The 14,615-nt window shown below is 48.9% G+C and carries 13 protein-coding genes; 4 read left to right on the plus strand and 9 right to left on the minus strand.

The genetic code is table 11. From position 1 onward, the window contains the following. Positions 1-207: 207 nt before the first annotated feature. The gene (cls, locus tag NSU00_RS15055) at positions 208-1,407 is read left to right on the plus strand and encodes a cardiolipin synthase (protein WP_326242363.1); all 1,200 of its coding nucleotides are present in this window, start codon (positions 208-210) and stop codon (positions 1,405-1,407) included. 341 nt (positions 1,408-1,748) lie between these two features. Here the strand turns inward: cls and argS are convergent, their stop codons facing one another. From argS to speB, 3 genes are all read right to left on the minus strand, one after another. Continuing rightward, positions 1,749-3,419: an arginine--tRNA ligase gene (gene argS / locus NSU00_RS15060; protein ID WP_019721039.1), complete on the minus strand. Its 1,671-nt coding sequence runs from the start codon at positions 3,417-3,419 to the stop codon at positions 1,749-1,751. Then, the gene (locus NSU00_RS15065; protein WP_017552683.1) at positions 3,416-3,856 is read right to left on the minus strand and encodes a DUF1934 domain-containing protein; all 441 of its coding nucleotides are present in this window, start codon (positions 3,854-3,856) and stop codon (positions 3,416-3,418) included. The genes argS and NSU00_RS15065 overlap by 4 nt, the downstream gene beginning before the upstream one ends. A gap of 155 nt (positions 3,857-4,011) precedes the next feature. Continuing rightward, a complete protein-coding gene (gene speB / locus NSU00_RS15070) occupies positions 4,012-4,884 on the minus strand; it encodes an agmatinase (RefSeq protein WP_017552682.1) in 873 nt (290 codons plus the stop codon). A 181-nt stretch (positions 4,885-5,065) separates the two neighbouring features. Between speB and NSU00_RS15075 the strand changes: the two genes are divergently transcribed. After that, on the plus strand, positions 5,066-7,117 hold the full coding sequence (locus NSU00_RS15075; protein WP_029713825.1) for a transglycosylase domain-containing protein: 2,052 nt from the start codon (positions 5,066-5,068) through the stop codon (positions 7,115-7,117). A 106-nt stretch (positions 7,118-7,223) separates the two neighbouring features. Here NSU00_RS15075 and NSU00_RS15080 read toward each other — a convergent pair whose 3' ends face one another. Together NSU00_RS15080 and NSU00_RS15085 are read right to left on the minus strand one after the other, a co-directional pair. Continuing rightward, on the minus strand, positions 7,224-7,736 hold the full coding sequence (locus NSU00_RS15080; protein ID WP_013860773.1) for a YwhD family protein: 513 nt from the start codon (positions 7,734-7,736) through the stop codon (positions 7,224-7,226). 30 nt (positions 7,737-7,766) lie between these two features. Next, entirely contained in the window at positions 7,767-8,429 is a 663-nt protein-coding gene (locus NSU00_RS15085; RefSeq protein ID WP_014096720.1) for a site-2 protease family protein, read from the minus strand. Between the two features lie 146 nt (positions 8,430-8,575). Between NSU00_RS15085 and NSU00_RS15090 the strand changes: the two genes are divergently transcribed. Further along, a complete protein-coding gene (locus tag NSU00_RS15090; RefSeq protein ID WP_013860775.1) occupies positions 8,576-8,761 on the plus strand; it encodes a 2-hydroxymuconate tautomerase in 186 nt (61 codons plus the stop codon). Positions 8,762-8,775: 14 nt separating this feature from the next. Here NSU00_RS15090 and NSU00_RS15095 read toward each other — a convergent pair whose 3' ends face one another. Then, positions 8,776-9,294 (minus strand): YwgA family protein, encoded by a 519-nt coding sequence (locus tag NSU00_RS15095; protein WP_019721043.1) that lies wholly within the window; start codon positions 9,292-9,294, stop codon positions 8,776-8,778. A 17-nt stretch (positions 9,295-9,311) separates the two neighbouring features. Continuing rightward, complete coding sequence (locus NSU00_RS15100) at positions 9,312-10,628, minus strand: HD domain-containing protein (protein WP_017552678.1); 1,317 nt, start codon at positions 10,626-10,628, stop codon at positions 9,312-9,314. Between the two features lie 597 nt (positions 10,629-11,225). Here NSU00_RS15100 and NSU00_RS15105 point away from each other — a divergent pair. Beyond that, on the plus strand, positions 11,226-11,936 hold the full coding sequence (locus NSU00_RS15105; protein ID WP_340703871.1) for an RsfA family transcriptional regulator: 711 nt from the start codon (positions 11,226-11,228) through the stop codon (positions 11,934-11,936). Positions 11,937-13,324: 1,388 nt separating this feature from the next. On the opposite strand, the gene NSU00_RS15110 is transcribed toward NSU00_RS15105, so the two are convergent. Together NSU00_RS15110 and NSU00_RS15115 are read right to left on the minus strand one after the other, a co-directional pair. Then, positions 13,325-14,158 carry a lipoate--protein ligase family protein gene (locus NSU00_RS15110; RefSeq protein ID WP_013860779.1) on the minus strand — a complete coding sequence of 278 codons (834 nt, stop codon included), beginning with the start codon at positions 14,156-14,158 and terminating at the stop codon, positions 13,325-13,327. A 31-nt stretch (positions 14,159-14,189) separates the two neighbouring features. Continuing rightward, positions 14,190-14,369, minus strand: a complete 180-nt coding sequence (locus tag NSU00_RS15115; protein WP_207369055.1) for a hypothetical protein — start codon at positions 14,367-14,369, stop codon at positions 14,190-14,192. Positions 14,370-14,615: the final 246 nt, after the last annotated feature.

Here is a 14,615-nt window from a genome sequence, read left to right on the forward strand (position 1 = left end):
GCTCGCACAAAAAAGCAGGTAATTTTCCGAATCTTGCTTACCTACATTATATAATGAATGAGCATTCAGTCAATCCTTTTTTCTTTATTTTTTTGAATTTCTTTGTGCCTGTTTCCGGCTTTTGTAAGTAGAATCGGCCGCATTTGGGGAAGAATAAAGACATGGACTCGACCACAAAAAAAATCGATTGAAGCGGGGAAAAAAGATATGATTTTGCTCTTATTCCTTTCTGCCGTCATAGTACTCATCATCTGGCTTTTCACCGATTACACGCTTGGAAAAAGGCATTTCCGCAAAACTCGCAAACAGCGCCAATATCCCGTACGGCACGGAGATTTTACTGTTTTTACATGCGGAGAAAATCTGTTTCCCCACTACTTTTCCGATATCCTGCATGCCAAAAAAAGCATATACGTCCTGTTTTATATTGTAAAAAATGATGAAATCAGCCGTGAATTTTTCAGCCTGCTCGCAAAAAAAGCGCGCGAAGGGAAAGAAGTAAAAGTATTGCTCGATTGGGCGGGCAGCCGGAAGGTCACAAAACAGATGATTGCACAGCTGAAAAACGCTGGCGTCTCGTTTGCCTTCAGCAACCGGCCGAAGTTCCCTTTTTTCTTTTACACGCTCCAGCAGCGGAACCACCGGAAAATAACCGTCATTGACGGGGAGACAGGCTATCTTGGCGGTTTCAATGTGGGGAAGGATTATATCAATGGCAACAAGTCGCTGTCTCCTTGGCGGGATTACCATTTCCGCTTAACCGGCGGAAGTATCCGCGACTTGCAGGAGGAATTTATCAGGAACTGGGAAACGGCTACAGGAGAAAATATGCCATTTGAAACACATCTCTCTCCCCATGAGGAGAAAAGCGGATGCCGCCACCGGATCATCCCGACTGCGGGCGATGAGCTTGAGCACCTGGTTTGCAGCCTGATTGATGAAGCCCGTGAATCGATTTTTATCGGTTCCCCGTACTTTATCCCGACTCCGGCCATCCACAAAAAACTGGTGCAGGCTTTGGCACGTGGCGTAAAAGTCACAGTGCTCACCCCCGATAGGGCGGACCATCCGCTTGTCAAAGAGGCCGCAAGCCGCTATTTCCGGCAGCTGCTTGAAAATGGCGCAGACATTTATTTGTTCAAGCCCGGATTTTATCACGCGAAAATTATGATCATTGACCGGACCGTCTGCAATATTGGAACGGCTAATTTTGACCGGCGCAGTGCCCGTTTAAACTTTGAAGTCAACTGCCTTGTATACGACAATGTGTTTATCCAAAAAATGTGCGCGGTCGTGAAGGATGATATGCGCCACGCTGCCCCTCTTACATCAGACGGCCTGAACCGCCCCGGATTGGCAACGAGGCTGGCCGAATGGGGCGTGAGGGCAATTGAAGGATTTTTGTGATGAAAAAGCCGGCTCTGGGCCAGTCGGCGCAATCAGGAAAATATTGCCTTCCGGAAGACCGGGGACACTGCGAGGGATGATGGGTGCTTGGCCGGCCTTGAATACCATCTTGCGGGCTGTAACGCATTTTGTTGCCCAGTAAATTTACCACACGTTGACTGAAAAAAGCACTGAACCCCGGGCTATCTTGCTGCCTGCAATCCAATTTGCTTTTCTTACACCCGGCGGCAATCGACCACCGGCTTACGGAAAAGCCGGTCCCTGGGACACTGAACTGAAACACCATCTTAATAAAAAAAAGCCGCCCTGAACCCGGAAACGGATGAGGACGGCTTTTGTCTTTACATTTTTTCAGGTGCGGAAACGCCGATCAGCTGGAGCGCGTTTTTCAGCGTAATTTGCACGGCCTTCACGAGGGCAAGGCGCGCTTTGGTGGCGTCCGCATGCGCCGGCTCGATCACTTTCACAGCATTGTAAAAGCTGTGGAAGTTGGCGGCAAGTTCGTTAATATAATTTGTAATGCGGTGCGGGATCCGCTTTTCGGCCGCATCAGCAATCACCTGCGGGAATTCTCCGAGCTTTTTCAGGACATCCGTTTCCTTTTCAGACCGGATCACGGAAAAATCGGCGCCTGTATCCGGCACAAACCCTTTTTCTTCCGCCTGGCGCAAAATACTGCAAATACGGGCATGGGCATATTGCGCATAGTAAACCGGGTTTTCATTGGACTCTGAAACGGCAAGATCAAGGTCAAAGTCCAAATGCGTATCCGAGCTTCTCATCGCAAAGAAGTACCGGGTTGCATCAAGCCCGACTTCGTCAATGAGTTCACGCATCGTGACCGCTTTCCCAGTCCGCTTGCTCATTTTTATTTTTTCGCCGTTTTTATACAAGTGAACAAGCTGGATGATCTCCACTTCAAGATTGCCGCTGTTATAGCCGAGCGCTTCCATTGCCGCTTTCATCCGCGGGATATAGCCGTGGTGGTCAGCGCCCCAAATATTAATCACCGTATCGAAGCCGCGGTCAAATTTGTCTTTATGGTAAGCAATATCCGGGGTCAAGTACGTGTAAGTCCCATCGTTTTTGATGAGCACGCGGTCTTTGTCGTCGCCGAAAGCCGTCGAGCGGAACCACGTTGCCCCGTCCTTTTCATAAATATGGCCTTTTTCGCGCATCAGTGTCAGCATTTCGTCAATTTTTCCGCTCTTATAAAGAGACGTTTCCGAATACCAGACATCAAAACGAACGCGGAAGTCTTCAAGGTCTTTTTTCAGTTTCGCCATCTCGTAATCGAGGCCGTACTGGCGGAAAAATTCGTAGCGCGTTTTTTCATCCGCGTCCACAAATTTCCGGCCGTATTCATCGGCAAGTTTTTTTCCAAGGTCAATAATATCCTGGCCGTAATAGCCATCTGCCGGCATTTCCTTTTCCATCCCGAGCGCCTGGAAGTAGCGCGCTTCGACTGACAAGGCCAGATTGTGGATCTGGTTGCCGGCATCGTTAATATAGTATTCACGGGTCACCTCATACCCTGCTTTTTCAAGAATATTGCACAGTGAATCCCCGACAGCGGCGCCGCGCGCATGTCCGAGGTGAAGATCACCGGTCGGGTTCGCCGATACGAATTCAACCTGGATTTTTTTGCCCCTGCCGGCATCTGAACGGCCGTAATCCGCACCATCGTGAAGGATAGAAGGGATCAGCCGGGTCAAATACGTATTGTCCAAATAAAAATTAATAAAGCCGGGGCCTGCGATTTCCACTTTTTCAATCGACGTTTTCGATTTGTCGATATGTTCGACAATCGCTTCCGCAATCTGGCGCGGCGCTTTTTTTGCCGCACGCGCAAGCTGCATTGCAATGTTTGCGGCATAATCGCCGTGCGCTTTTTCTTTTGGCTTTTCCAGCACAATAGCCGGAATATCCGCTTCCGCAACCAAGCCGGTCTTCATCACCGCTTCTTTGATTTCCGTTTTCAGCGTTTCCTGCATTTGTTCCGCAATGTTCATTTTGCTGCTTGTACCTCCTCATAATGGATCTTCATTTTATATGTACCGACCGAACCCCCATGCATATAAAGCCTGTATCCGAGGGAAAGCTGCCCGGAAAGCGGGCCTGTGCGCGTGTGCACAATCTCATCTGCCGCCGCTTCAATCGGGAATTGGCCATAGCCGTTTTCGTAAGTCCCCGGGCGCCTTGTCCCGGCACGCAAATCAAGCCGCATGGAGACCGCACCGCTTCTCAATACAAGCGCCCTTCCGCTTGCCATTTTGACAACCGTATAAATTTTGCCGGCTTCCTGCACTTCCTCGTACTTTAAATAGGCCGAACCGCCTTTTTCGTAATAATGGCCGAACAAAACCAGTTCGATTTTTTCCGCTTCTTCCTGGAAAATCTCCGTGGTCATATGTATTTTTACAGGGCAAGAAACGGTTTCCCCCGCCATTTTCCCACATCCTTTATTTCATCCATTATAACCCTTCCGGCGGAAAAATAATATGGTAACTCTCCTCATTTTATCATATATAATGGAGCTGCTATCCCGCAAGCTTAACTTTAAAAACCCGGCACCCGCCCCCGCAGCCGGTGCCGGGTTTTCCGTTACTTCACCCAGCCGAGCATCATTTCGCGCACGAGCTTGCTAGCCGTATTGGCTGTTTGCTCGGAATGATCATATACAGGTGCCACTTCAACAAGGTCACAACCAATGACATTTACGCCGGAACGGGCAATCGCATGAATCGATGCCAGCAGTTCTTTTGAGGTGATCCCGCCGGCATCCACCGTCCCTGTCCCCGGCGCAAAAGCGGGATCGAGCACATCAATATCGACCGTCACATACACATGGCGGCCGGAAAGCGCCGGCAACACTTTTTTGAGCGGCTCAAGCACTTCAAACTTTGCGATATGCATGCCGTTTCTTTCCGCCCATTCAAATTCCTCTTTTAAGCCGGACCGGATACCGAATGAATACACATTCGCGGGCCCGATCAACTCCGCCGTTTTCCGGATCGGCGTAGCATGCGAAAGCGGCTCGCCTTCATAATCCGTGCGCAAATCGGTATGGGCATCAAAATGAATGACAGCGAGATCGGGGTATTTTTTGTAAACGGCGCGGATCACCGGCCATGTCACCAAATGCTCGCCGCCAAGGCCGAACGGAAATTTCCCGTCGTCGAGCAATGTCCCGACATAATTTTCAATCATATCAAGGCTTTTTTGCGGATTGCCGAACGGCAGCGGCATATCTCCGGCATCAAAATAGCTGATTTCAGCAAGTTCCCGGTCAAGATACGGGCTGTATTCTTCGAGCCCGATTGAAACTTCCCGGATGCGCCCCGGGCCGAACCGTGAACCCGGGCGGTAGCTGACTGTCCAGTCCATCGGCATGCCGTAAAGCACCACCCGGCTTTTTTCATAATCCGGGCTTGCCCCGATAAAAACATGGCCTGAATAAGCTTCGTCAAATCTCATCTTTTTCTCCTCTTTTTCACAATTTCGGACACATGGAAAAAGTATAGTGAAATTCCGAAAAAAAGCAAGAATCTTTTTACAGCGGGCCACCCTTCCCATCATCCTTTTTTTCGGTTCCGGTGTTTAAAATTTCCTCTCTTACTAAATACTAAGGAAATAAGGAGAAAAAGAGGTGCGGATGATGGAGACACAGACAACACCAAAGATCCGGAAAGCCAAATGGGGCCTGCGCCTGATACTGTTTGCCCTGATTACTTTCGCCATCCTGCTGTCTGCCTTAACGGCAGCTGTCTATCTGTATGCAAAAATTCTCGGTCCGCCGCCGCTGTCCGTACCGCAATCAACGCTTTATTATGCACAAAACGGCAAACAAATCGGCGAGTCGAACAGCGGCCAGCAAAGATACTGGGTGCCGCTTGACGGCATCTCCGAAAACGCCATTGACGCGACCATTTCAATCGAAGACCGAAACTTTTACCATCACCACGGCTTTGATTACCGGCGCATGGCCGGGGCGGTCGCCGCCGATATGAAAGCAATGGGAAAGGTGCAGGGCGCAAGCACCATTACCCAGCAATACGCCCGCAACCTGTTTTTAACGCTTGATAAAACATGGGAAAGAAAATTAAAGGAAGCATTTTACACGGTCCGGCTCGAGTCCAGCTACAGCAAAGACCGGATTCTGGAAGGCTATTTAAATACGATCAATTACGGGCATGGAAAATACGGGATTGAAGCCGCAAGCCGGTACTATTTCGGGAAAAGCGCCAAACAGCTGACACTTGCCGAAGCCGCCATGCTTGCCGGGATTCCAAACGGACCCGGAGTCTACTCCCCTGTCATTTCGCCGGAAAAAGCGAAAAAACGGCAGCTTGCTGTTTTGCAATCGATGGTGAAAAACGGCTATATTACAAAAAAACAAGCAGCAGCAGCCGCCAATGAAACGGTAAAAATCATGCAAAAAGCGGATCCGGATACAAACCGGATCGCCCCTTATTTCCAGGACCTTGTGAAAAAACAGCTGAAAACAAAACTCGGGTTTGATGACCGGACGATTGCGCTCGGGGGATTAAAAGTATATACCACCCTTGATGTGAAGCAGCAAAAAATTGCCGAAGAAACAGTGAAGGAAATCATTCCGGCATCTTCGCAAATCCAGCTCGGTTTTGCGGCAATCAATCCGAAAAACGGCTTCGTAACCGCACTTACCGGGGGCCGCGATTATGCGGAAAGTTCCTTTAACCGCGCCACACAGGCAACGCGCCAGCCCGGTTCCACCATGAAGCCGCTCCTTTATTATGCTGCATTGAACCACGGATTCACGCCGGCAACGATGCTCAAAAGCGAACCGACCGTTTTCCGGCCGGGCGGATCTTCATACAGGCCGCATAATTTCAACAGCCAGTATGCCAATAGGGACATTACGATGATGCAGGCGCTCGCCGTTTCAGATAATATTTACGCCGTGAAAACCCATTTGCTGCTCGGGCAGGATGTGCTTGTCCAAACCGCAAAACAATTCGGCCTTACAACCCCAATGGAAAAAGTGCCGTCACTTGCGCTCGGCACATCCGGCGTGCACCTGCTCGATATGGTGAACGCCTACAGCCTGCTTGCAAACGGCGGCACTCAAAACGGGCCTGTTTTCATCACAAAAGTGGAAGATTATAAAGGCCGCGTCCTGTATGCATACGACAAACACGAGAAAAAACGGGTGTTGGACAAAGCGGCGGCGTTTGTCACCTCGCAAATGATGACCGGCATGTTTGACAAGCGCCTGAACGGCTATGCCCGTGTCACCGGCGCCTCCATTGTCAAAAACCTCACCCGCCCGTACGCCGGCAAATCCGGCTCCACCAACACGGACAGCTGGATGATCGGGTTTTCGCCCCAGCTTGTATCAGGCGTTTGGGTCGGATACGACAACGGGCAGGAAATCACGTTGGCCGCCGATAAAATGTACGCCAAAAAAATATGGGCCCGGTTTATGGAAAAGGCGCTTGACGGGCGCCCTGTAACGGAATTTAAGCCGCCCAAAGGCGTAACCGGTGTTGAAATCGATCCTGCCACCGGGAAAATCGCAACCGCTAACTGCCCGGTGGCAAGGCTGACATACTTTATATCCGGTACCGAACCGGCCGAGCCCTGCAGCAAACATCCCGCTGCAGGAGAAAATGAGTTGTACCCGAAAAAGCACCGGAACTGGCTTGAAAAACTGTTCCCGTTTTTTTAAAACAGCAAACAGAAAGGCCTGTCCGCTGTGCGGTCAGGCCTTTCCTGCTCCTTCAATGCATCGTGAAATTTCGGTCCTTTCCTTACGCAAAAATAAATGCGCGGGGTCAGGCCTTTAATGCTTCTTTCAATTCATCGCTGGATAAGTTCCACATCTCGCTGCTGTGGCCTTTTAAAAAGTCTGCCAGCACTTTTTTGGACCGGTCGTCCATATGGTCTACAATGATATGGCCCTTCATCGACTTGTCGAGGCGGTTGACATGTTCCGGCAGCGATTTGTAGCCGCGGCGTTTTTCCTTGTTGACCACCATTTCGCAGGCTGTCACCCCGTGATAATAAGGCCCGTTTTCGCCGCGTTCAATTGTCACCCACACAAGCCAGTACGGTTTTGCCCCTTCTTCCGGGACTTCCGAACGGTCGGGGAAAAATCTCACCCGTTTTTCCACGGCGCTCCTTGCATGCATCGCCCCAATATCGACAACCGCCGTGCCTTCATTGACATCAATGATCACCGGCGAGACATTTTCAAGGTTCAGCGCCCCGGTGCCAAAACTTTTATGGCCGTCAGTCGGCGCATTTTTAATAATATTAAATTCTGCCTTTTTCTTTTCTTTAGCCATCTTGCACATCCCCTTTCTCTCAATGGCAATCTATCCGAATACGGAAACAATGGTCTGGAATCCCTTCATAATCGACGGAACCGCACTGTTAAGCAGCGGCGAGATCGTATATCGGCCAAGCGGCGTGACCAGCAGGACCAGAAATACAACGATGCTGTATTGCTCGTACTGCGTCAATTTTGCCCGTACCCCCGGCGAAACCAAATCTTCTATGATCCGGTACCCGTCCAGCGGCGGAAGCGGAATTAAATTAAAAATAAACAATACGAGATTCAGCCAGACAAAATAATTGAAAAAGGAAAGGACAAACCATGGCAGGCCTGCGCCAAGCCCGGTTGCCACCAGCACATAAAAGATGATTTCCCCGATAAACGCCATCAAAAAATTGCTGGCAGGGCCCGCAAAAGATACCGCCACCCCTGCCAGGCGCGGATTTTTGAAATGGTAGCGGTTTACCGGGACAGGGCGCGCCCAGCCGAAGCCGGCGACAAAAATAAGCAGCGCGCCAAGCGGGTCAATATGCTGCGCCGGGTTCAATGTCAGCCGCCCCTCGCGTTTGGCAGTCGGGTCGCCGCACAAATAAGCTGTATAAGCATGGGAAAACTCATGGACGGTAAAAGCAATGATCAGCACCGCCGCGACAATCGGGATATCCCTTAACGGATATGCCAAAAACTGTTGTAATTGTTCCACGTACCGGTCTCCTTTAAAAACAATATATTGACTATAGTATACAAAATTTTCATTCGGTATTCACATGTTTTAAAAGTGCCACTTGCAGGCGGGCAAAAAAGACTTTACAATTTTTAAATGAAAACATCCAAAAGGAGATGCACCCTATGCCATATGTAACTGTCAAAATGCTGGAAGGCCGTACAGACGAACAAAAGAAAGCGCTGGTCGAAAAAGTAACGGCCGCGGTCAGCGAAACCGTAGGCGCCCCGAAAGAAAACATTACCGTTTTTATTGAAGAAATGTCAAAAAACCATTATGCTGTCGGCGGCGTCCGCAAAAGCGACGAATAAGGGAGAAAAAATCGCTAAGCCTGCTGGACGGGCCTGGCGATTTTTTTCAATTTTTCTATGTAATCGTACGCCTCGTTGATTTCCTCCTCTGTATAACGCTGCTTCGCTTTTAATGTAAAGATTTTCTCTTTTACTTCCTCTTTCGGAAGCGTGTCAAAATACATGACGGTTGAAACAAGTTCAAGGAAACGCGCATTTTGCCCGTTCATTTCTGCCAAGCACGCATCTAGCCCCGGCAGATCCGGTTCGTACATTTCCAGAAATTCCCGGCCTTCGTCTGTCACCGTATACCGGTATTGGACATATCCGCCTTTTTTCTCTTTTACTTCGTTTACAAACCCGAGATTGGTCAGTTCCTCTACTTTGAGCGTCAACTCTTCAGAATACGGGCCGTAAAAGTGGAACTCGAATTTTTCCTGAAACGGGAAGGATAATTTTTTCGCAATATAAATCATTTTTTGCAGCTTTTTACGCCCGACAATCTCTCCGCTTATGGCAAGCGCACCCATTATTTTCACATGATCTTCTAACACAAACCATTCACTCCTGACTAAATTTCCGAACTCCGGGGCAGTTTCAGCAAAGCGGCAATTTCCCTTTTCTTTTCCCCGTGTGTCGTTTCGTCTTCGATCAAATCAAGCGGAAAATACAATTTATGATCCGTTCTTCTTTTCCCCGAAATGGCGTCCACAATATCCGATTCCCTTGATAATTCCTTCAGGTCGCCGTTTCGCATCAGCAAATTGATCGGCAGCCGTTCCCCTTCCTCGCCCGGCCGGTAAAAATCGTACGGAAGGTCTGAAGACGAATCAATGACCAAATAATAGTTCGGGTCGATCCCGGCTTCTTCAAAAAGCTTTTCAAGCCGGCTGTGCACCTTAAATTCTTTTGCCGGGTCAAACTCAATGTATTTAAACAGATTCCGGTTTACAAAGCGGGCGCAAAGATCCCGCAAAACCGGGTCATCTTCTTCCTGCCAAACTTCAATATAATACAGCATGATGTGCTCATCCAGCTTTAAATAATCTCGCAGGGTAAGCCTGCCTTCAAAAAGCGATTGGAAATGGCTGGGCCCGTGTTTGAACGGATAACGGGCATCGTACAACGTTTTCGCGCGCTGCAAAATTTTTGTTAAAATCACTTCCGCACTTCTTGTCACCGGGTGGAAATACACTTGCCAGTACATTTGGTAACGGCTTAAAATGTAATCTTCGACCGCATGCATGCCGCTATATTTAAAAACGGCCTGGTCTTCATGCGGGCGCATGACGCGGAGCAGCCGTTCAATGTCAAAATGGCCGTAGCTGACCCCTGTATAGTACGCATCGCGCAGCAAATAATCCATCCGGTCCGCATCAAGCTGGCTTGAAATCAGGCTGACCACCAGCTTGTTTTCTGAAGTTTTCGCAATCACTTCCGCCACTTTTTTCGGGAAATTTCTGCCGACCCGCCGCAATACTTCATTGACTTCCGTCTCCCCGAGGATGATTTGCCTTGTAAACTCCTCATGGTCCATACCGAACACTTTTTCAAACGAATGGGAAAACGGGCCGTGGCCAAGATCGTGCAAAAGCGCAGCGCAAAGCGACAGCAGCCTGTCCTTTCCGTTCCAGTTCACCCGGTCTTTAAAAACATCATCTGTAATTCTCCTGACAATTTCATAGACGCCGAGCGAGTGGCTGAAACGGCTGTGTTCCGCCCCGTGGAAAGTCAGGTAAGTCGTGCCGAGCTGCCGGATCCGGCGCAAACGCTGGAACTCTTTTGTTCCGATCAAGTCCCAGATCACCCGGTCACGCACATGGACATAGCGGTGGACAGGGTCTTTAAACACTTTTTCCTCACTGAGCTTACGTTTGGCGTATTCCATGCTTTACCCTCTTCCTGATGTCGTAATTCTATTATACCGGGACAAGCCCGAGAAAAAAAGCTTGTAATATGCGGACGGGCAGCTTTTGGAAATGCGCGGGGCTAATGAATACCCCCCGATGGAAGACCGCCTCTTTCGAAAATGCTTGATTTTGCCGTTTCTATAGGGGAACCAGCTTGTGGCGCTGCATTTTTTAACACCGGCCGGGCGCGGTAAGCGTAAAACAGCGGCTCGCACCAGCTTTGACTCTGCACTTTTTAAACCGGCCAGGTGGTTGGAGAGCATTGGCGGTCTCCATGCCCACAGCTTGTGGCGCTGCATTTTTTAATTAGGAAACCCGTTCTTCTCTTGCCATATTTTCCAATCTCCGCCAGCGTGTGGCTGCGCTTTTTAAACCCCTTGCATTTATCCGTGCCCGGGCAGACGCTAACGGGGCTTTTTGGCTTCCCCCGTGTACCCGCCTGTCTGTGTTGCCGAAAGCAAAAATCCGTTTGCGCGCTAAAATTCTATTATTTTTTTACCATATTGGTATAAATTGCGTGTTTTTTGTCCATTCTCTTAGTACAAACAAAAAATTTACATTTGGGGGTAATGAGAATGAAATCACGTCAAGATGCGTGGAGCGAAGAAGATGATTTGTTGCTGGCGGAAACAGTGCTCCGCCACGTGCGCGAAGGAAGCACACAGCTGAATGCTTTTGAGGAAGTCGGCGATAAGCTGAACCGTACATCCGCCGCCTGCGGTTTCCGCTGGAATGCGGTTGTCCGCCATAATTACGAACAGGCGCTGCAGCTTGCAAAAAAACAGCGCAAACAACGCCAGCGCCTGCTTGGAAAAGACCAGGGCGGGAAAAAGAAACTGCTGTACCAGCCGCCGGTTCCAACACTCGAGGAAATTGGCGAAATGCCGCTTGCTGAATTTCCAGAACAACCGGCTCCGGACGGGGAAGAAGCTGAAAACGGCAGCCCGCAAGTTTCACAGCCGACCGAAAGCAACGGGGATATGAGCCTTGTCAAGGTCATCAGCTATCTGCAATACTTGAACAATACGCAATTCCAAAGCACGATTTTAAAAAGTGAGAATGCAAGATTGAAGCACGAAAACCAGAAATTGAAAAAGGAAACGGAAGAATTGAAAAAACGTGTCCAAGAGCTCGAAGAAGGTTCGGTTACCATGCAGGAAGACTACGAAACCTTGATGAAAATCATGAACCGCGCGAGAAAATACGTCCTTTTCGAAGAAGACGAAACCGGCGCGACTAAGTTCAAAATGGACCGCAACGGCAACCTCGAAAAGCTGGCAGAATAAGTTCCGGGCGAGCAAACAACAAAACCCATTGGGCGGTGCATGCTCAATGGGTTTTTGGCGTGCAAGCCGGCAATCTCCCGGCTTTTGTTGCATGAAAGGATAATTGGGACGTTCCCTAGGTGCCTTTTGGCTTTTAAGATGTTCTAAAGGACAGTTTGTTTGATTCACAGGCGCTTTTTGGCTTTTTGAGATGTTCTAAAAGACAGTTTGGACGCTGTCAAGGTGTCTTTTGGCTTTTTGAGACGCTCTAAAGGACAATTGGCATGTCTCCCCAGCATCTTTTGTCTTTTTGAAACGTTCTAAAGGACAATTGGGCTGATTTCCAGGTGCGTTTTGGCTTTTTGAGATGCTCTAAAGGACAGTTTGGACGCTACCAAGGTGTCTTTTGTCTTTTTGAGATGCTCTAAAAGACAATTTGGACGCTGCCTAGGTGTCTTTTGGCTTTTTGAAACGCTCTAAAGGACAATTGGCATGTTTCCCCAGCATCTTTTGTCTTTTTGAAACGTTCTAAAGGACAGTTTGGATGATTTCCAGGTGCCTTTTGGCTTTTTGAGATGCTCTAAAAGACAGTTTGGACGCTGTCAAGGTGTCTTTTGGCTTTTTGAGACGCTCTAAAGGACAATTGGCATGTTTCCCCAGCATCTTTTGTCTTTTTGAAACGTTCTAAAGGACAGTTTGGATGATTTCCAGGTGCCTTTTGTCTTTTTGAGGTGTTCTAAAAGACAGTTTGGACGCTGTCAAGGTGTCTTTTGGCTTTTTGAAACGCTCTAAAGGACAATTGGCATGTTTCCCCAGCATCTTTTGTCTTTTTGAAACGTTCTAAAGGACAGTTTGGATGATTTCCAGGTGCGTTTTGTCTTTTTGATCTACTCTAAAGGGCCAAAACACATGGCAGAGGCAGATCTTTTGTCCAATTGGAAATCCTAATTGGACAGTTTAACATGACCCGCTTGTTCTTTTGTCTAATTGAAACTTCTATCGGGGGTCGGTTTGGCTGACACGAATGTTTTTTGCCTTTTTGAAATGCTCCTAAAAGGAAAGTTTGGTCGCCGTCCAAGTGTCTTTTTGGATCCACGTCTTAAAAATGTTTTTCATTCGTTTTATGAAAGACAATGCCAACCCGCCGCGCTTCAAAATGTCTTTCATCCGCTTCATGAAGGATAAAACAGAGGCCATCACCGGCCCCAAATGTCCTTCATCCGCCCCATGAAGGACAAAACAATCTCACCACAACCTCCAAATGTCCTTCACTCGCCCGATGAAAGACAAAAACGGGCTACCGCCACTTTAAATTGTCCTTCATCCCGCACATGAAAGACAATGGACTCCGGCCACACCTCAAGAATGTCTTTCATCAGATCAAGGAATGGCCCATTATCATCCATTCTTTACAAAAACCGGGCGTTTCTTTCCAGCATGCGTTCATAATATTTGCCGTACCATTTTGTTTCCTGTTCCGAAAGCGGGCGGGACACAAGCCGGCTCCCCAGCGTCTTCAGCGTTTGCAAAAGCCGCATGAAAACGTCCTGGACCGTGAGTATTTCCTGTAAAAGCTCCGACAAAGAAGCCATCACTTCAGGACGGACACACGGGTATTGCAACTTTGTCTCCGCGCCCTGTTTTGCCCGCTCATAAAAATCCTGAACGAGTTCTGCCCTGTCGGCGCCGCTGCCCGTCACGCATAAATAAATCTGGACAGCCACCCCTCTCCTGACCCGCCGCTGGGAGATGCCGGCGAATTTTTTCCCGCCAATGCTCAAATCATAACTCCCCGGGCAGTACGAGCCTGCTATTTCCCCCGCTTCAATTACAACCGGAAAATCCGAAAACATCATTTGGACCAGCTTAAACATCGCTTCGTATCCGCGGTTGATATCCATCCCCTTTTCCGTATCCGGCATAACAAGCGAAATGTTCAGCACGCCCGTATCCAATACAACGGCAAGCCCGCCTGAATTACGGACAATATACCGGAATCCTCTATTTTTAAGAACAGCCAGCCCCTCCTCAAAAAAGGGCAATTTTGTATCCTGAATGCCCAGGCTGACGGTGTCGTGATGCACCCATGTCCGGACAACAGCCGGGGAGGCGTTTGCCCCTACAGAGGTGCACAATGTGTCGTCCATCGCAAATGACTGGGCCGCTTCAAACTGCGGGCCCAACCCGGACTGGTCCATCACCCGCCACTCGGGCTGCTTCAGCAATTGCAGCGCTTCTTCCATGTTGATCCTTCCCCCATTTATTTTACTACTATCATATCATGCCGGATTGACTACCAAAAAGCTGCTCTCGAAACCCCTCTATTGGCAAGGATTCGAGAGCAGTGCTGAACCATCGGCTATCGCATGCCTTAGTAAAAATTGCCCCGGCTGCACATAAATTCTCAATACGATCAAATTCAGCCTTTTCCCTTTTCTCCCCAAATTCTTCCATTATAAAATGCCTTCCCTCCGGCCGTATAAAACATAAAAAAGGTTTGGCATCATGCAAAAGCCAAACCAAAAGAAGGCAAGCACTCTAATCCCCGGCGCTTCCGGGGGGTGCAAGCCGGAAAAGAGGAGTCCCGGCTACATACCAAAGGCCATTTTCCCCCGCAATGTCCAACAGCTTTACTACTGTGCCGGCTGTTTGCCACTTTTCCGCTCATGCCGAATCATTGCGGCATGGATACACAGTTTT

It is taken from the genome of Weizmannia sp. FSL W8-0401 (assembly GCF_038009125.1).
GTDB lineage: Bacteria > Bacillota > Bacilli > Bacillales > Bacillaceae_C > Weizmannia > Weizmannia coagulans.